This window comes from Candidatus Polarisedimenticolaceae bacterium (assembly GCA_036376135.1).
Classification (GTDB): domain Bacteria; phylum Acidobacteriota; class Polarisedimenticolia; order Polarisedimenticolales; family DASRJG01; genus DASVAW01.
In genome coordinates this window covers 1-17,808 of the sequence record DASVAW010000126.1, presented here as the reverse complement: position 1 = coordinate 17,808, position 17,808 = coordinate 1, and the positions used below count along the sequence as shown (strand labels likewise).

At 70.1% G+C, this 17,808-nt stretch carries 14 protein-coding genes; 9 read left to right on the top strand and 5 right to left on the bottom strand.

What is annotated here, in order from left to right; all coding sequences use genetic code 11:
• Positions 1-14: 14 nt before the first annotated feature.
• The 5 genes from VF139_12755 to VF139_12735 form a co-directional block, all read right to left on the bottom strand.
• Positions 15-419, bottom strand: coding sequence for a hypothetical protein (locus tag VF139_12755; GenBank protein HEX6852264.1), 405 nt, complete (start codon positions 417-419; stop codon positions 15-17).
• Positions 416-1,399 (bottom strand): 16S rRNA (cytosine(1402)-N(4))-methyltransferase RsmH, encoded by a 984-nt coding sequence (rsmH, locus tag VF139_12750; protein ID HEX6852263.1) that lies wholly within the window; start codon positions 1,397-1,399, stop codon positions 416-418. The genes VF139_12755 and rsmH overlap by 4 nt, the downstream gene beginning before the upstream one ends.
• Positions 1,396-1,836, bottom strand: a complete 441-nt coding sequence (locus tag VF139_12745; GenBank protein ID HEX6852262.1) for a hypothetical protein — start codon at positions 1,834-1,836, stop codon at positions 1,396-1,398. Before VF139_12745 ends, rsmH begins: the two co-directional genes overlap by 4 nt.
• A 376-nt stretch (positions 1,837-2,212) precedes the next feature.
• Positions 2,213-2,818: a hypothetical protein gene (locus VF139_12740; protein HEX6852261.1), complete on the bottom strand. Its 606-nt coding sequence runs from the start codon at positions 2,816-2,818 to the stop codon at positions 2,213-2,215.
• Positions 2,811-4,055 carry a transcriptional regulator gene (locus VF139_12735; GenBank protein ID HEX6852260.1) on the bottom strand — a complete coding sequence of 415 codons (1,245 nt, stop codon included), beginning with the start codon at positions 4,053-4,055 and terminating at the stop codon, positions 2,811-2,813. Before VF139_12735 ends, VF139_12740 begins: the two co-directional genes overlap by 8 nt.
• Before the next feature lie 139 nt (positions 4,056-4,194).
• Between VF139_12735 and VF139_12730 the strand changes: the two genes are divergently transcribed.
• The 9 genes from VF139_12730 to VF139_12690 all read left to right on the top strand — a co-directional run.
• Complete coding sequence (locus VF139_12730) at positions 4,195-5,532, top strand: ATP-binding protein (GenBank protein HEX6852259.1); 1,338 nt, start codon at positions 4,195-4,197, stop codon at positions 5,530-5,532.
• Positions 5,529-7,550, top strand: a complete 2,022-nt coding sequence (ligA, locus tag VF139_12725) for an NAD-dependent DNA ligase LigA (GenBank protein ID HEX6852258.1) — start codon at positions 5,529-5,531, stop codon at positions 7,548-7,550. Before VF139_12730 ends, ligA begins: the two co-directional genes overlap by 4 nt.
• A 15-nt stretch (positions 7,551-7,565) precedes the next feature.
• Complete coding sequence (locus VF139_12720) at positions 7,566-8,972, top strand: sigma-54 dependent transcriptional regulator (GenBank protein ID HEX6852257.1); 1,407 nt, start codon at positions 7,566-7,568, stop codon at positions 8,970-8,972.
• Between the two features lie 149 nt (positions 8,973-9,121).
• Positions 9,122-9,535 carry a response regulator gene (locus tag VF139_12715; protein ID HEX6852256.1) on the top strand — a complete coding sequence of 138 codons (414 nt, stop codon included), beginning with the start codon at positions 9,122-9,124 and terminating at the stop codon, positions 9,533-9,535.
• A gap of 12 nt (positions 9,536-9,547) precedes the next feature.
• Entirely contained in the window at positions 9,548-11,185 is a 1,638-nt protein-coding gene (locus VF139_12710) for a trypsin-like peptidase domain-containing protein (GenBank protein ID HEX6852255.1), read from the top strand.
• Between the two features lie 52 nt (positions 11,186-11,237).
• Positions 11,238-12,647, top strand: a complete 1,410-nt coding sequence (locus VF139_12705) for a sigma-54 dependent transcriptional regulator (protein HEX6852254.1) — start codon at positions 11,238-11,240, stop codon at positions 12,645-12,647.
• A 15-nt stretch (positions 12,648-12,662) separates the two neighbouring features.
• Positions 12,663-13,958: a thiolase family protein gene (locus VF139_12700; GenBank protein HEX6852253.1), complete on the top strand. Its 1,296-nt coding sequence runs from the start codon at positions 12,663-12,665 to the stop codon at positions 13,956-13,958.
• A gap of 2 nt (positions 13,959-13,960) precedes the next feature.
• Entirely contained in the window at positions 13,961-16,090 is a 2,130-nt protein-coding gene (locus VF139_12695; GenBank protein HEX6852252.1) for a 3-hydroxyacyl-CoA dehydrogenase NAD-binding domain-containing protein, read from the top strand.
• 124 nt (positions 16,091-16,214) lie between these two features.
• Positions 16,215-17,808: hypothetical protein (locus VF139_12690; GenBank protein ID HEX6852251.1), on the top strand; the 1,594-nt coding region annotated here is incomplete at its 3' end.

The following is a 17,808-nucleotide window of genomic DNA, read 5'->3' as shown; positions in this document are numbered from 1 at the left end:
CGCTGAAGGACGGATCAGCGCACGGCGGGAGCGGGGCCCTTGGAACCGGGGTTCCGGGACGCGGACACGGGGGCATCGACACGGACGACGACGACCTGTCCCGGAGCGGGGGGGACGAGGCCGGCGTCGCGTGCCGCCTTGGGCTCGACCGACGGGAGCGACTCGAGGACCGCCCGCTCGATCCGCAGGCGGCGCTCCGCCTCGAGCAGCCGCTCCTGACGGTCGCGCAGCTTCTCGACGGCGTAGCGGGTTTCCATGTGTCGCGTGGTCTGGACGAGGTAGACGACGAACGGGCTCGCCGCGAGGAAGGCGCCGGCGACGGCGGACGCGAGCACGCGGCCGCTGGCGCGGTCGAACGGGCGGACGAGGCGATGGTTGCGCCAACCGCGCGCCGGACTCCGGGCGGGGAGCGCGGTCATCGCCGCTCCGCCGCGCGGAGTCGCGCGCTTCGGGCTCGGGGATTCGAGTCGATCTCCTCGGGCGAGGGCTCCACCGGTTTCGCGGTGAGGATCCGCACGAGGTTCTCCCGGCCGCATCCGCACGTCGGGAGACCCGGCGGGCAGATGCACCGTTCGGCGAGGGCGCGCAGCGTGTGCTTCACCGCGCGATCCTCGAGCGAGTGGAACGAGATGGCGACGAAGCGGCCGCCGCGACGGAGGAGCGAGACCGCATCCGTGACGAAGCGCTCGAGCCCGTCGATCTCGTGGTTGACCGCGATGCGAAGCGCCTGGAAGGTGCGCGTCGCGGGATGGATGCGGGAACGATGGGCCGCGGGACCGTACGCGCGCCGCGCGAGATCCGCGAGGTCGGCCGTGCGACGCAGCGGCTCGCTCTCGCGGCGTCGCGCGATCGCGTGCGCGATCCGCGACGCCAGACGCTCCTCGCCGTACACGCGGAGGATCCGGCGGATCTCCGCCTCCGGCAGGCTCAGGAGGAGGTCGGCGGCCGTCGGGGCTCCCGATCCCGGGTCCATCCGCATGTCGAGCGGGCCGTCGTTCCGGAACGAGAATCCACGTTCGGCGTCGTCGAGCTGCATCGACGAGACGCCGAGGTCCGCGAGGATGCCGTCCGCGGCGAAGACGCCGGCCCCGCGGACCGCCTCGAGAAGATCGGCGTGCTCGGCGTGCACGGCCGTGAACCGGGCGCCGAACGGGGCGAGCCGCCTGCGGGCGAGCTCGAGCGCCGCGGGATCGCGGTCGAGGCCGAGCACCCGGCCGTCCGGAGCGCAGGCCTCGAGCAGCGCTTCCGCGTGCCCGCCGGCGCCGAGCGTGCAGTCGATGTACGTGCCCCCGGGCGTGGGACGCAGCCACGCGACCACCTCGCGCAGGAGGACGCTGCGATGCCGGGGCGCCTGGTCCACGACCGCCTCCGACGCGAGCGCGAGTGCCGCGGCGCTCACAGTCCGAACCCGCTGAGGGTCTCGAGATCGGCGTCGGTGAGCGGGTCGCTCGCGAGCCGGTTCTCGAAGTTGGCGCGGTTCCAGACCTCGAGGTGATCGTGCTGGCCGAGCACGACCACCTCGCCGCGAATCTCGGCGCGCTCGCGAAGGAGCGGGTGGACGAGCACGCGGCCCTGGGGATCGATCACCGCGGTCTGGCCGAAGTAGTTGACCATGTTCTTGAACCGGATCACCGACGGGTTCATCGAGGACGCCTGGGAAAGGCGCTCTTCGATCCGCATCCAGACTTCCATCGGGTAGAGGCGAACGGAATCGCCGCGAAGACTCGTCACGAAGTACGTGCCGCCGAACTTGGGCTCGAGCAGGGCGCGGAACGACGCCGGGAGCTTGAGACGCCCCTTCTCGTCGATCTTCGCGATCGCGTTGCCCCGCAGCATCGTTACCGTCCCGCGGCGACACGAAGTGCCGCCGTCGCCCCTAGGACTGCTCCGCCGGAAATCAGACCGCCCGTGGGTGAAAACAGGGGAGAGGAGCGCCCCTTGAGGCCACTACGCTCCACTCTGGACCACCGCGGCCGGATGGTAGGCAGCAGAAGTGGGCATGTCAAGGCGAATCAGCGGTTTTCGCGAGTTTGTGGGGTGCGAATCTTGGGCGAAAGTATGGAATGTCGCTATGCGGCGAATCGCAATCCCCCCATACGTTGTGGGGGTCCTGCGAATTCAGCCCTGCCTCTGGGGTGGCTTCCCCGGAGCCCCCAAAAACGAAGGCCCCGGGCGGTCGCCCGGGGCCTCTTCGCGAGCGGTGGTTCGAAGGCTACTTCCGGCCCTTCCAGCCTCGCGTGCCGCCGTTGCCGTTCTGACCGGCGCCGCCGAAGGGGTCGGGCCCATCGTCGATTCCGAGCGCGGAGTTCGGCGCGATCAACGCCAGGTCGTGGATCTCCACCGTCCGACCGGCCCGGAACGCGATCACGAGCCGGCCGCCGACGATCTTCAACGAAGGAGCGGCAACCGGTCCCGCCGTCGTCTCGAATGACGTCACGCGGTTCCACGTGGCCGATGCGTGGGGCAGAGCGGCGATGTGGACCTTCCCCGTGCCGCGCTCGGCGTACGCGAGATACACGACGCCGGCCGCGTCCGCGATCAGCGCCGGATCGATCTGGTCGACTCCGTCCCGCTCGCCGAGGAACCGCGGTGGAGACCATCGCCCGTCACCCTCGCGCACGGACAGCGCAAGGTCGAGCTCCCCGGACTGCGCGTAGGACCACGCGGTCCAGGTCTGGCCGGTGGCGACGTTCTCCACCGTGACGGGAGTTCCGTCGAGGCGGGGCGAGACGTAGCGGTTGAAGGCGTCGTCGCGCGGCGCTGCGGACGCCGGCAACGCGACGGCCACGAGAATGGCGGCAACGACGGAGCTACGCACGGCTGCGCCCCCTTTCCACCAGCGCGTCGAATGCCTCGACCTCGGGGAAGCGACGCTCGAGGCTCGAGCGGAGGACCTTCAGGCGCCCGAAGGCGATCTTCTCCCGCGTCGGGCTCTTCTGGTCGACCGCGAGCTTCCATTCGTAGTAGGCGTTGAAGAAGAGGAGATCCGGGTACCGTTCGCTCCCCCCGCCCGCGATCGAGTCGGAACGCCGGAAGCAGGCGGTGGCCTGCGCCGGGTCGGCGAGATGGTAATAGGCTTCGCCGAGGTTGCTGCAGGCCTGCGCCTCCAGTCGACGATAGCCCGAGGCCTGGGCCTCCTGCAGCGCCGCCCGGAGGAGGCGGACGCCCTCGCGGACCTTCCCCAGCGCCACGAAGCGCGCGCCGATGTTGACGCGTACCCGAGCCGCCTCGTAGGCGTTTCCGAGGGAGGCGTAGATCTCTCCCGCGGCCCGGTAACGTTCGATCGCCTCGGCATGACGGCCGCGGTCCGCGAAAACACGGGCGATCGTGTGGACCGCCATCGCCGACGCCGCCGTGTCGCCGCTCTCCCGCGAGAGCCGCTCGGCACGCTCCGCTTCGATCTCGGCAAGGAACAGATCACCCTGGTCGGCGTGCAGGCCCGCGAGCGCCAGCAGCGCCCGGGCCGCGACCGCCGGGTCGAGGCGGTCCGCGACGCGAAGCGCCTGCTTGAGCTCCTGCTCGGCCAGGGCGAGTTTTCCGAGTCGGGCGAGGACGTGCGCCAGGTTGACCCGCGCCTGGCCCACCTCCGCCCCGGCGCCGGAATCGATCGATTCGAGCTGCTCGACCGCCTTTTCGAAGCAGGCGAACGCGAGCCCGTAGTCTCCCGCCCGAGCGGCGGCCTCGCCCGCGGCGGTCAGCTCCGCAGGATCCTCCACCTCGGGGCACCGCTCCTCGAAGGCTTCGAGGTCCACGACGTCCGAGAAGGCCTGGACGGAGACGTTGAAGACGCTGGCCAGGACGCGCAGTTTGTCGAACGACGGGTAGCAGACGCCCTTCTCGTAGCGGCTGAGCTGCGAGTTGTCGATCTCGCCCCCTTCCGCCCGGGCACGCTCCTCGACGCGACGAAGCGAGTATCCGTAGCCGACCCGCAGCCGCCTCAGGTAGTTCCCGAGCCGGACACTTCCCTTCAAGGTGTTCTCGAGTGGTTCGGCCATCGTCTTCTCCCCTCCCTGCCCCCGGATCGAGTCCGCGATGACGACAACGAACTCGGCCATGCCCTTCCTTACTCCGGCGCCGGGGGCGGGTCAACCCCCGTCCGGGGGTGACCCCCGTCGCTGCTGCGATCTTGCAGCAGACTCGACCGCACCGCCACGGCCCTGGTCAGGATCTCCCCGGCCCCCCTAGAATACGGCGGTGTTTCGGAACTTCCGGAGGATTCCCACCTTTCTCGGACTCCCGGGAGGGCGCGAGACCGTTCGGGCGCTCGCCTTGTTCTCCACGCTGCTCGTGGCCCTCGCCGCCCTGGCCTATCAGGTCTCCGTGAGGGATATGGAACGCCTGGTCCGGTATCACCAGTTCAACCTCGGACGGCAGGAGGCCCGACGGATCGCCGAGGCGGTCCGTGCGGTGGGGATCGACGGCGACCGGATGGATTTCGCGCGGGTCCGCCGTGCGCGCCCGGCCCTCCAGCGGGTGGTCGAGGAGCGGCTGCTCGAGGCGCCCTACCTGTACTTCGCGGAAGTGCGCGACCGGTTCGGCGCACCGATCATCGCGGCCCGTCGCCGGATCGTCGGGGAGGTCCCCGAGGTCCAGGTCCTGAACATCGCCATCGATCCCCGAAAGGTCGGCGAAGGGGAGATCCGCGTCGGGTTCTCCTCGGACGCGATCTCGAGGGAGGTCGCCGCGCTCCGGCAGGGCCTCAAGATCAAGGTCGCGCTCGCCGCGGGTGCCGTCCTGGCGCTGCTGGCGGTCGGGTTCGCCTACGTGCTCCACCTGCTGCGCAAGAACCGTCGCCTCGAGGACTCCAAGGTCGCCGCCGAGCGGAACGCCTACAAGGGATTGCTCGCTTCCGGGCTCGCGCACGAGATCCGGAACCCCCTCAACGCCATGAACATGAACCTCCAGATGCTCGAGGAGGAGCTCCAGGCGCTTCCCGGCCTCGACGCGGGCGAGCCCCTCGAGCTCCTGGGCTCGACGAAGAACGAGATCCGTCGCCTCGAGAGCCTCGTGACGAATTTCCTCCTCTACGCCCGCCCGTCGCCCCCGAAGATCGAGGTCCACGACGTCGGGCAGGTCCTGCGCGAGGTCGCCACGTTCCTCCAGGCCGATTTCCGGGGCCACGGCGTCGCCGTTCGGCTGGACATCGATCCTCTGGTGCCGGCGGTGGGATTCGACGACGCGAAGATCCGGCAGGCGCTGATGAACATCCTGGTCAACGCGCGGCAGGTCCTGAAGGAGGGCGGCACGGTGACGCTCCGGTCGCGGGCCGGCGGCGCGGGGGAGGTCCTCGTCGAGATCCAGGACGACGGTCCCGGGATGTCGGAAGACACCCGCGCCAGGATCTTCGAGCCGTTCTACTCGCAGCGGCGCGGCGGGACCGGGCTCGGCCTTCCGATCGCGAAGCTCCTCGTCGAGCAGCACGGCGGCACGGTCGAGGTCCTCTCCGAGCCCGGGAAGGGATCGACGTTCCGGATCCACTTGCCCCGTCAGGCGCCGGCCGCCGCGCCCGCCGCCGGGACGGCCGATCGATGAGCGCGAAGGACGCGGACGCGCGCCGCGCGGAGCTCCTCCGCCGGGAGATCGCCCGTCACCGGAAGCTCTACTATCTGGACGACGCCCCGGCGATCTCCGACGCGGAGTACGACGCCCTCGAGCGGGAACTGCTCGCCATCGAGGCGCGACGCCCCGACCTCGTGACCCCCGACAGTCCGACGCGACGTGTCGGCGGCGAGGCGGCGGAGACCTTCGCGCCGTTCGCGCACCACACGCCGCTGCTTTCGCTCGACAACGCCTACGGCGACGACGAGCTGAGCGCATGGGCCGAGCGTCTGGAGCGGGCCCTGGGGTCCGCGCCCCGGGGGTTCTCGGTGGAGCCGAAGGTGGACGGGCTGTCGATCGCCGTCCACTACCGGGACGGCGTGCTCGAGCGAGGCGTCACCCGGGGCGACGGCATCACAGGGGAGGACGTCACGGCGAACGTGCGCACGATCCGTTCGATCCCGCTTCGGCTCCTCGAGCCGGTTCCCCGACTCGAGGTTCGCGGCGAGGTCTACATGCCGCGCTCGGCGTTCCAGGCGCTGAATCGCCGCCGCGAGGAGGAGGGGCAGCCGACCTTCGCCAACCCGCGGAACGCCGCGGCCGGCGCCGTGCGCCAGAAGGACTCGCGCATCACGGCCTCGCGAAGGCTCGACTGCTTCTTCTACGCCCTCGCCGCGATCGAAGGCGCCGATCGGCCCGACTCGCACGTCGGATCGCTCGACCGGGTCCGCGAGCTCGGGCTCAAGACCAATCCGCGCAACGTGCGCTGCGAGTCGCTCGACGAGGTCCGCGAGGCGATCGCCAGGCTGCGCGAGAGCAAACACGAGCTCGATTACGAGATCGACGGGGCGGTGGTGAAGCTCGACGACCTGGCCCTGCAGGAGAAAGCGGGTTTCACGTCGAAGTTCCCGCGGTGGGCGATCGCCTACAAGTACCCGGCGGAGCAGGCGCAGACCCGCGTGCGCGACATCGTCGTGCAGGTCGGGCGTACGGGCGCCCTGACCCCGGTCGCCGAGCTGGAGCCGGTCGTGCTCGCGGGCACGACGGTGTCCCGGGCGACGCTCCACAACGAGGACGAGGTCGCCAGGAAGGACATCCGCGTCGGCGACACCGTCGTGATCGAGAAGGCGGGAGAGATCATCCCTCAGGTCGTGCGCGTGGTCCCGGAGGCCCGGCCGGACGGCGCGCCGCCGTTCTCGATGCCGCGATCGTGTCCCGTATGCGGCTCCGACGCGCTCCGCGAGGAAGGCGAAGTCGCCAGCCGCTGCACGAACGTGGCCTGTCCCGCGAAGCGGCGCGAGGCCCTCCTGTACTTCGCGTCGCGGTCCGGCATGGACATCCAGGGGCTCGGGGACGCGCTGGTCGATCAACTGCTGGTGCGCGATCTCGTCCGGGACGCGGCGGGACTTTACGCCCTCGACGGAGCGGCGCTCGCCGGGCTCGAGCGCATGGGCGAGAAGTCCGCCGCGAACGTCCTCGGTCAGATCGAAGCGTCGAAGGCGAGGCCTTTTCACCGCGTGTTGTACGCGCTGGGCATCCGTCATGTCGGCGAGCGCGCGGCGAAGGTGCTCGCGCAGGCCTTCGGGGACATGGACACCCTCGCGACGGCGACCGAGCAAGCTCTGACCGCGACGGCGGAGATCGGCCCCAAGACCGCGGCGTCGGTCCGGACGTTCTTCGCGCAGGAAGGAAACCGCGACCTCGTGCGCCGCCTGGCCCTGGCCGGCGTGAGGATGGCCGTCCCCGAGGAGGAGCGCGGGAGGTCCGACGCGGCCGCTTCGCCGTTCGCGGGAAAGACGGTCGTTCTCACCGGCTCGCTCCCGGGGCGCTCGCGCGACGAGGCCAAGGCGGCGATCGAGCTCCTCGGCGGGCGCGTGACGTCGTCGGTGAGCAAGAAGACCGACTTCGTCGTCGCGGGGGACGAGGCGGGCGGGAAGCTCGAGAAGGCCCGCGCCCTCGGCGTCCGGGTCATCGGCGCGGAAGAGTTCGAGCGGATGCTCGGGGCGCAGTAGAATGCCCGCTCCTCCATGAGCGAAAACGCCCACGCGGTCATCATCGACGACGAAGAAGGGAACCGGGACGGCTTCTCCCGCGCCCTCTCGAAGGTCGGCTGGAAGGTGCAGGCCTTCGCCGAGGCCGCGCCGGCGTTCGATTACCTCCGCAAGAACCGCGACGTCGCGCTCGTGATCACCGACCTGATGATGCCCGGCACCGACGGGTTCGGCGTGCTCAAGGCCGCGCGGGAGATCGACGCCGACGTCGGGATCCTCATGATCACCGGCCACGGCTCCGTCGAATCCGCCGTGGACGCGATGAAGCAGGGGGCCGACGACTATCTCCAGAAGCCCGTGGACCTCTTCGAGCTGCGCGCGCGCGCCAAGGCGATCGTCGAGAAGCGCTCCCTCTCGCGCCGCGTCGTCGAGCTCGAGAGCCGGCTGCGCGAGAAGTTCGGGAAGCTGATCGGCCATTCGAAGGCGATGGAGGAGCTCTTCGCGAAGATGGAGCTCGTCGCGCCGACGCGGTCGAACGTGTTGATCGTCGGCGAGTCCGGAACGGGCAAGGAGCTCGTCGCCAACGCGCTGCACGAGAACTCGCCGCGGAAGGCGGCGCGTTTCCTCCCGATCAACTGCGCCGCGATCCCTTCGGAGATCCTCGAGTCCGAGCTGTTCGGTCACGAGAAGGGGTCGTTCACCGGGGCGGTCGGCCGGAAGGTCGGGAAGTTCGAGCTCGCCGACAAGGGGACGTTGTTCCTCGACGAGATCGGCGAGCTTCCCCTCGAGATGCAGGTGAAGCTCCTGCGCGTCCTGGAGAACCGGGAGTTCATGCGCGTCGGCGGGACCGACACCATCCGCGTCGACATCCGGCTCGTCGCGGCCACGAACGCCGATCTCGAGGCGGCCGTCGCGAACGGTGCCTTCCGCCAGGACCTCTACTACCGGCTCAAGGTCGTGACCCTGCGGATCCCTCCGCTGCGGGAGCGGCGGGAGGACATCCCGCTCCTCGCGGGTCATTTCCTGCGCACGTTCGCGGAGGAGAACGGGAGGGAGGGCATGCGTTTCACCCCCGACGCGATGCGCGCCATCGTCGCGGCGCCGTGGGAGGGGAACGTCCGCGAGCTGCGCAACCTGGTCGAGAGCCTCGTCGTCCTGGTTCCCACCGCCGAGGTGGGCGTCGCCGACCTGCCGGAGGAGTACCGCCGCCACGGCGGGCCGGCCTCCGAGACCGCCGCCGCCGAGTTCCGATCGCCGGCAGCCGACCCGACGGCTCCCTCCCTGACCATGGAGGAGATCGAGAAACGGGCGATCCTCGACGCTCTCGCGCGGACCGGTGGGAACCGGACGCAGGCGGCCGACCTCCTCAAGATCGGGCTGCGTACGCTGCAGCGGAAGCTGAAGGAGTACCAGGTCGCGGGGCCGGGAGACGACGAAGCCTGACCCGTCCCGTGCGGTGTCCGCTCCGCAACCCTGACGCGGCGCGGCTCCCCCGGGTGCCGTTTTGACGTGAGCGGCCGCCCGAATCCCTCCAAAAACCCCCGATTCCCCATGCTCCAACGCGGCACGCCGTTTGCCTAGAGTTACGCCGGATGACCCCACTCTCGCGCCACCGGTATTCCGTCTGGGTCGTGGACGACGACGCGTCGGTCCTCGACTGCTACCGGCGGCTGCTCGAGCGGGCGGGGTACTCCACGCGGACCGAGAACGACCCGTTGCGCGCGCTCGGCGCCGCGGACGACGCGGCGGAAGCCGACCTCCTGGTGCTCGACTACAAGATGCCGGGCATGGACGGGCTCGAGCTCCTCGCCCAGCTGCGGCGCCGCGAAGTTCGCGCGCGCTGTATCCTGATCTCCGCGTTCCTCAACGACGGAGTGCGGCAGCAGGCGAAGCTGCTCGGCGTCGATCGGATCCTGCAGAAACCCGTGGACGTCGCCGCCCTGCGCGGCGCGATCGCGGAGTTGCTCCCGACCCGTACGCCGGATCGCGCCGAAGCCGCCGGCTAGGAGGTCTCCTCGATGAAGACCCGGTATACCTTCGCGGCCGTCCTGGCCGTGATGGGCGTCAGCATCGTGTTCGGGATGGTGCTCGGCGGTTGGCTGAACGCACCGCGGACCGCGCTTGCCGCCCCCGCGCTCGCAAGCGGGGCGTTCCCCGTCGCGGCGGCTTCCACCGGATCTCCCGCCACCGCCGCCGACTGGGCGGACATCGCGGAGCGCTCGATCCCGGCCGTCATGAGCGTGACCAACACCTCGGTGCGCCGTCCGAGCAACGAAGCCGATGCCGAGGGCGATGACGGCGGCCCGCTGGACGACCCGTTCTACCGGTTCTTCTTCGGGCCGGAGGGGGAGGACGACCCCGAGGACGAAAACCCGGCGCCGCGCCCCCGGCGTCCGCAGCGGCCGCAGGCGCCGCAGCGGAACGTCTCCGGCGGATCGGGGTTCATCGTCTCGGCGGACGGTTTCATCATGACGAACGACCACGTCGTCGAGAACGCGACGAAACTCGTCGTGACCCTCGACGACGGGTCGAAGTTCGACGCGAAGGTCATCGGCACCGACCCGCTGCTCGACCTCGCGCTGATCAAGATCGAGGCCGGGCGGCCCCTGCCCACGCTTCCTCTCGGCGATTCCGACAAGCTCCGCGTCGGACAGTGGGTGATGGCGATCGGCAACCCCCTCGACTTCGAGCGCACCGTCACGGTGGGGGTCGTGAGCGGGCTCAAGCGGCAGGTCTCCGTCGGGCGCACCGTGGCGGGCATCGCGAACTTCATCCAGACGGACGCCGCGATCAACTTCGGGAACTCGGGGGGCCCGATGCTCGACGCGCAGGGGCGCGTCGTGGGCATCAACACGGCGATCCTCCGCGGCGGGATGACGAACCCGATGGTCGAGGGGATCGGGTTCGCGATCGCGATCAACGAGGCCCGGCTCGCCGCCGAGCAGCTGCGCGAGGGCGGGAAGGTCGAGCGGGGTTACCTCGGGATCTCGATGAGCCAGCAGGGGATCACGAACGCGGCGCAGGCGTATCTCGACCTCCCCGATCCCAACGGCGTCCTCATCGAGGCGGTTTCGGACGGGGGGCCCGCGGACAAGGCCGGCCTCCGCCGCGACGACGTGATCCGGAAGATCAACGGCAAGGCCGTCCGCAACAACCAGGACCTGCTCTCCCGGGTCGCCTCGATCCGCCCGGGCGAGGTCGCCGTCCTCGAGGTCTGGCGGGACGGCAAGGCGCAGGAATTCCGCGTGACCCTCGCGAACCGTCCCGAGAACCCCCTGGCCGATCGCAGGCGCACGCGTCCCGGCGGGGCGGGTCCCGACGCGCCGGAGCCGCCGGCCGAGATCCGGGAGGCCTCGGGGCTCGGCCTGACGGTGGAACCGATCGCGAGCCGGACGCGCCAGCGTTTCCAGCTTCCGGACGACTTCCGAGGCGTGCTGATCCAGGCGGTCGATCCGGACTCCCCGGCCGCCGACGCCGGGACCGTCGTCCACGGACGCATCCTGACGGCGGTCAACGGCAAGGCGATCGGCAGCCCCGCCGAGTTCCTCGAGGCGATCCGCGGTCTCAAGCCCGGGGCGCCGGTCAAGCTCGAGCTCTATCGAGGCGACGGGACGAACGAGACGGTCTTCATCACCGCGCCCGAAGCGAAGAACTGACGCGCCCCGGTGTGATAAGTTGCCGGTGCGCCCTCGCGCGCACCCGCAACCGATGAATCGCCGACGCAAGCCCCTCGTCCTCGTCGTGGACGACGAAGCGGATATCCGGTCGTCGCTGCGCATGATCCTCGAATACGAGGGGTACGCCTTCGAGGAGGCGGCCTCGGGCAAGGAGGCCCTCGAGCGGGTCGCGTCGCTCTCCCCGGACGTCGTCATCAGCGACATCAAGATGCCCCACATGGACGGGCTCGAGCTCCTCGCCGAGCTGCGGCGACGTGAGCCGGATCTCCCCGTGCTCATGATCTCGGGGCACGGAACGGCCCAGACTGGGTACGAGGCCGCGAAGCTCGGCGCGCTGAACTTCTTCGAGAAGCCGCTCCAGCGCGATCGCGTGCTGCTGGAGCTGCGCAACGCCCTGGACCGGCGCCGCCTCCAGGAGGAGAACCGGGACCTGCGGTTGAGCTTCGAAGAGAAGTTCCGCATGGTCGGGGAATCCGCGGCGATGCGGAAGGTCCACGAGGCGATCGCGCTCGCCGCCCCGACGCGGGCCTCCGTGCTCATCACCGGCGAGTCCGGGACGGGGAAGGAGCTCGTCGCGAGGGCGATCCACCGGAACAGCCCGCGCGCCTCGAGACCCTTCGTGAAGGTCAACTGCGCGGCGATCCCCGAGGACCTGATCGAGTCGGAGCTGTTCGGCCACGAGAAGGGCTCGTTCACCGGCGCGCACCGCGACCAGCCCGGGAAGTTCGTCCAGGCCGACTCCGGCACGATCTTCCTCGACGAGATCGGCGACATGAGCCTGAAGACGCAGTCGAAGGTGCTGCGGGCGCTGCAGGACGGCGAGATCGAGCCGGTGGGCGCGGCGAAGTCGGTCACGGTCGACGTGCGCGTCATCGCCGCGACGAACAAGGCCCTCCCCGACGAGATCGCGGGCGGCCGATTTCGCGAGGACCTGTTCTTCCGGCTCAACGTGGTCCCGATCGCGATGCCGACGCTTCGCGAGCGGCGCGAGGACATCGGCGCGCTCGTGGAGTGGTTCGCCGACACGTTCTGCCGCGAGAACGGCCTGAAGCCCAAGGCGTTCGCGCCGGACGCGATCGAGGCGCTTTGCGCCATGCCGTGGCGGGGGAACGTGCGCGAGCTGCGCAACGCCGTCGAGCGGCTCGCGATCATGGTGCCGCGCGAGCCGATCCGGGCGAGCGACATCCCCGCGGGGCTGGGGCTTCCGATGGACGGGGGCGCCCCATCGTCGGGAACGGAGGACGGCGCGCTCGACCGGCTGATCGTCGCGCAGCCGACGCTCCAGGGGTTCAAGGACGCCGTCGAGCGCCTGTTCCTCGTGCGCAAGCTGCGCGAGAACGATTGGAACATGGCGGCGACCGCGAAGGCGATCGACACCCCGCGCTCGAATCTGTACAAGAAGCTCGAGGCCTACGGCATCAGCCGCGAACAAGACGGCTAGAGGGGGGAGGAACCCGTGAGCCCGGACCGGGACGTCGTGGTCGTGGCCGGGGTCCGGACGCCGTTCGTCAAGGCGTGGACCCAGTTGAACGCGGTCGGCGCGGTCGAGCTCGGCCGCGTCGCGATGCGCGAGGCGATCGAGCGCGCCGAAATCGACCCCGAGTCGATCGACGAGGTCGTCGTCGGCAACATCGCGGGCCCCGCCGACGCGGCGAACGTGGCGCGCGTCATCGCCCTGGAGTCCAAGATCCCCCGGAAGGTGCCGGCGTTCACCGTCAGCCGGAACTGCGCCTCCGGGCTCGAGAGCGTGGTCGAGGCGGCCTACCGCATCCGCCAGGGAGACGCCGAGATCGTCGTGGCGGGGGCGGTCGAGTCGATGTCGGGCATCCCCATGCTCTTCTCCGACCAGGCGCAGGACCTCTGGATGAACGTGGCGCGCGCGAAGGGCCCGGCCGCGCGCCTCGCGGCGTTCGCCCGATTCCGACCCAGGCACTTCAAGCCCGTGATCGCCTTGGAGCTCGGGCTGACCGACCCGGTCTCCGGCCTCAACATGGGGGAGACCGCCGAGATCCTCGCCCGGGAGTTCTCGATCTCGCGCGAGGAGCAGGATGCCTTCGCGCTGCGATCGCACAAACGCGCCGCCGCCGCCTGGGCGGAGGGGCGCCTCCAGCCGGAGGTCGTGCCCGTCCCCATTCCGCCGAAATACGTCGCCGCGGCGGACAAGGACACCGGCATCCGGGAGAACCAAACGATCGAGGCCCTCTCGAAGCTGCGCCCGGTGTTCGATCGGAAGTTCGGCACGGTGACCGCGGGGAACTCGTCCCAGATCACCGACGGCGCGGTCGCGATCGTCCTCGCCTCGGCCGCGCGGGCGCGGGCCCTGAACCTCCCCGTGCTGGGGAAGATCCGCTCGTGGGCCTTCGCGGGTTGCGACCCCGCACGCATGGGGCTCGGGCCGGTCCTCGCGGCTCCCATCGCCCTCAAGCGCGCCGGGGGCCTGTCGATGGCGCACATGAATCTGGTCGAGATCAACGAGGCCTTCGCGGCGCAGGTCCTCGCCTGCCTCAAGGCGTTCGACTCGCGCCCGTTCTGCGAGGAACACCTCGGGAGCGGGCCCGTCGGCTCCCCGGATCCCGACAGGATCAACGTGAACGGGGGTGCGATCGCGATGGGCCATCCCGTGGGGGCATCCGGGGGGCGGCTGATCCTGACGCTGCTGAACGAGATGACGCGCCGCGACGCGTCGCTCGGACTGGCGACCCTGTGCGTCGGGGGCGGCCAGGGCGGCGCGGTCGTCGTGGAGAGGAGCTGACCATGCGCGACGATCTCGGCGTCCAGCACCGGGTCGACGAACAGGGCGTCGTGCACGTCGTGTTCGACCGCCCGGGGGAGAAGGTCAACGTCCTCACCGGGCCGATGCTCGAGCACCTCGCCCAGTTGCTCGACGAGGTCGGGCGCCGCGAGGACGTCCGAGGCGTCGTGTTCTCGAGCGCGAAGGCGGGGAACTTCATCGCCGGGATGGACGTCGAGGCGATCGCGTCGTTCACCGACCCGTTCAAGGCCGCCGAGGGGGCCCGGCGGGGTCAGGCGGTCTTCGACAAGATCGCGACGCTCCCGGTGCCGTCGGTCGCGGCGATCAACGGCACGTGCCTCGGAGGGGGACTCGAGTTGGCGCTCGCGTGCACGCTGCGGGTCGGAAGCGACGCGAAGGCCGTCTCCATCGGCCTGCCGGAGACGCAGATCGGCATCATCCCGGGGTTCGGAGGCACGCAGCGCCTGCCCCGGCTCGTCGGCCTGCTTCCGTCGCTCGACCTCATCCTCGCCGGCAAGCGCCTCGACGCCCGCCGCGCCGAGAAGATCGGCCTGCTGGACCGGGTCGTCCCCGAGCCGCTGCTCCTGCGCGAAGCGGTGAAGCTCCTGCTCGGCCACGCGTCGTACCGCCGTCGCCGTCGCCGTCCCGCTTGGCAGCTCGCCGCCGAGCGCCTGGCCCCGGCGCGGCGGTTCCTGCTCGAGCAGGCGCGCAAGCGGACCGCGGCGAAGGTGTCGCCGCAGGCCTACCCGGCCCCCTTCCGGGCGCTCGAGGCGATCGACGCCGCGTTCGCGATGGAGCTCCCGCAGGGTCTCGACGTGGAGGCGCGGCTGGTGGGGGAGCTCGTCCCGACGCCCACCTCGAAGAACCTCATCTGGCTGTTCAAGAGCCAGGGCGCGCTCAAGAAACCCGACGGCCTCGGCGTGCCGCCGCGCAAGGTGCGCCGGACGGCGGTCCTCGGGGCGGGGATCATGGGCGGCGGGATCGCGCAGCTGCTCGCCGACAAGGATCTGCCCGTCCGGCTGAAGGACATCCGATACGAAGCGGTCCTCACCGCGCTGCAGACCGCCTCCAAGGTCTGGAACGACCGGGTGAAGCGGCGTCGCATGACGCCGCGCGAGGCGGCGAGGAAGGTCGCTTTCATCGCCCCCACGCTCGATGCGACGGGGCTCTCGCGGGTGGACGTCGTCCTCGAGGCGGTCGTCGAGAACCTCGGGGTCAAGCAGAAGGTCCTCGCCGAGATGGAGGAGCGGATCGGCGAGCGTGCCGTGTTCGCCTCGAACACCTCGACCCTTCCGATCTCCGACATCGCGGCGCACGCCCGGCGCCCCGAGCGGGTGGTCGGCATGCATTTCTTCAATCCGGTCCACCGGATGCCCCTCGTCGAGGTGATCGCCGGGCAACGCACCTCGCCGGAAGCGGTGGCGACCGTCCAGGCGCTCGCCGTCGAGCTCGGCAAGGTCCCGGTCGTCGTCCGCGACGCGCCGGGATTCCTCGTGAACCGCATCCTGATGCTCTACCTCAACGAGGCGATGCGCCTTCTGTCCGAGGGGGTGTCGATCGAGGCCGCCGACCGGGCGATGGTCGCGTTCGGCATGCCGATGGGGCCCTTCACCCTTCTCGACGAGATCGGCCTCGACACCGCGAACCACGCCGGAGGGGTTCTCGAGGCCGCGTTCGGAAAACGCATCGGCGGCGGGGGGCAGCTCCTCTCGCAGGTGGTCCAGAGCGGCCGGCTCGGGGCGAAGAACGGCCGGGGCTTCTACCGGTACAAGGACCGCAGGCGTACGGGTCCCGATCCCGAGGTCGTCCGTATGGCGGCGGCCCCGGGGGCGCGCGACCTGCCCGTCGAGACGTTGCAGGAGCGGATGGTCCTCGCGATGGTCAACGAGGCGGCCGTCTGCCTCGAGGACGGGGTGGTTCGCGAGCCGCGGGATCTCGATCTGGCCATGGTGATGGGTACCGGGTTCCCCCCGTTCCGCGGCGGGCTGCTGCGCTACGCCGATGCGATCGGCATCCCGGTGGTCACCGACCGGCTCGCCCGACTCGCTGACGCCCAGGGGGAACGTTTCCGCCCCGCGCCGTTGCTCCGGGACATGGTCCGGGAGGAGCGGCGTTTCCACCCGCAGGGCTGAGGCGCGTCGAAACCCGCTCGTGCGGGGTGCGTAACGAAGCGCAAGCCGACCTGCGCCGGGGAGACCGCCGGGGTAGAATTCGGCGAATTCTAGGGAACTCCACGATCCGTCCTGGGAGGGGTCCATGACCTCGTCGGTCCGCAAGCTCACCGTTCACGCCGCCGCCCTGCTCGTGGCCGCGGTCGTTCTCACCTTCAGCTCCGCCGTTCTCGCCGCCGACGACTTGTCGCCGGATACGCGCGCGGCCGTCACCGAGGTCCTTCGCAAGCGGATCTCGGACCTGCTCGCGGAGAAAGACGCCGAGGGGATCGCTTACAAGCGGGGAAGCTACTCCGAGAACTTCAAGAAGGTGGACGATGCGACCGTCCTCGTCTCGTTCCACCAGGACTCGATCGAGAAGGGGCCCGACGGGAAGACGTCTCAGATGAAAGTCGAGCGATTCACCCTCACCGTGAAGCGCGACGGGAGCCGGTGGAGCGTCGCGGATCAGAAGCTCGAGGACACGTGGGTGGGCCTCTATCGCGCCTGGTTCGGCGGGGAGGAAGTGTATCGGTTCGATTCGCTGCGGTTCGAAGCGGAGGGGCTGACGGTGACTTCCGGCCCCGGCCACCTGTACACACGCAACGCCCGGGGCAAGCGCTGGGGCGCGCGAATCGTGGCCGACAACCTCGCCTTCAAGTTCGTGCCCCCGGCCGGCGTCGAGCCGTGGTACGCGCTCAAGCGGAACGAGCTCCTGCGGAAGAATGCGCAGGACATCGATTTCACGCCGGAGCGCATCGACATGTACTGCGACCCGGCGACCTGCGAGGAGGTGCTGGGCGGGAAGTTCACCGGGCTTCGGCAGGTCGGCGGGTCCGCGGCGGGCTCGGGCCAAGCGTCGGGGTCCGGCGGGAAATTCGCGAAGGTGCTCGACGAGGCGCTCCGCGAGAGCGAGAAGGACCGGCGGGAGAATCCCTTCTCCGGCTTCTTCCGCGAGCCGAGGCCGGACCGCCGCAACTGGACGTTCGTGATGAAGCGCGAGGGGGCCAAGGAGCACTATTTCAGCGTCGACTGGGATACGTACGAGCCGTGGCAGGTCCGGGCGTACGCGAGCGGGTACTTCGGCGCGTTGTTCGCCTACTACGACGAGGCGACGCGAAACGCGGCAGCGGATCCGTACACGCTCGAGCGCCGCGAGGAGGTCGAGGCTCAGGAGTACGAGGTCGTCAAGCTGTCGGGCTCGGTCAATCTCGCGGTCGAGGAGCCGGAGACGCTCAACGGCGACATCGCCTACACGCTCCGGGCGAAGAAGGAGGTCAAAGAGCTCCCCATCTTCATCCCGGTCAAGGACTTCGACGTCGACGACAAGCAGGCGGCCAAGCGCCCGACGCTCCTCATGAATTCGATCCGGGACGGCGAGGGAAACGAGCTGACCTGGGTGCGCGTGAATCCTTTCCAGGGCCTGCTGATCCTTCCGAAGCCGCTGGAGGCCGGCAAGACGATCGACCTCGCGATCCAGTTCAAGAGCACCGGCAGCATCTACAAGGTCAACCCCTCGTTCTCCGCCGTGTCCCGCGGCGGCTGGCTGCCCCTGGTGCGATTCGGCGACATGATCGATACCTTCGCGCTGACGATCCGGACGCCCGCGAAGTACGACGTGATCGGCATCGGCAAGAAGGCCTCGGAGGCGATCGAGGGCAACGTCCGCGTTACGAAGTGGGTCGCCAACAACCCGGTGT

Bases quoted from the DNA above. Each gene is read 5' to 3' on its own strand.
- VF139_12755 (HEX6852264.1), bottom strand. From the start codon at position 419: ATGACCGCGCTCCCCGCCCGGAGTCCGGCGCGCGGTTGGCGCAACCAT.
- VF139_12745 (HEX6852262.1), bottom strand. From the start codon at position 1,836: ATGCTGCGGGGCAACGCGATCGCGAAGATCGACGAGAAGGGGCGTCTC.
- VF139_12735 (HEX6852260.1), bottom strand. From the start codon at position 4,055: ATGGCCGAGTTCGTTGTCGTCATCGCGGACTCGATCCGGGGGCAGGGA.
- ligA (HEX6852258.1), top strand. From the start codon at position 5,529: ATGAGCGCGAAGGACGCGGACGCGCGCCGCGCGGAGCTCCTCCGCCGG.
- VF139_12720 (HEX6852257.1), top strand. From the start codon at position 7,566: ATGAGCGAAAACGCCCACGCGGTCATCATCGACGACGAAGAAGGGAAC.
- VF139_12715 (HEX6852256.1), top strand. From the start codon at position 9,122: ATGACCCCACTCTCGCGCCACCGGTATTCCGTCTGGGTCGTGGACGAC.
- VF139_12710 (HEX6852255.1), top strand. From the start codon at position 9,548: ATGAAGACCCGGTATACCTTCGCGGCCGTCCTGGCCGTGATGGGCGTC.
- VF139_12705 (HEX6852254.1), top strand. From the start codon at position 11,238: ATGAATCGCCGACGCAAGCCCCTCGTCCTCGTCGTGGACGACGAAGCG.
- VF139_12695 (HEX6852252.1), top strand. From the start codon at position 13,961: ATGCGCGACGATCTCGGCGTCCAGCACCGGGTCGACGAACAGGGCGTC.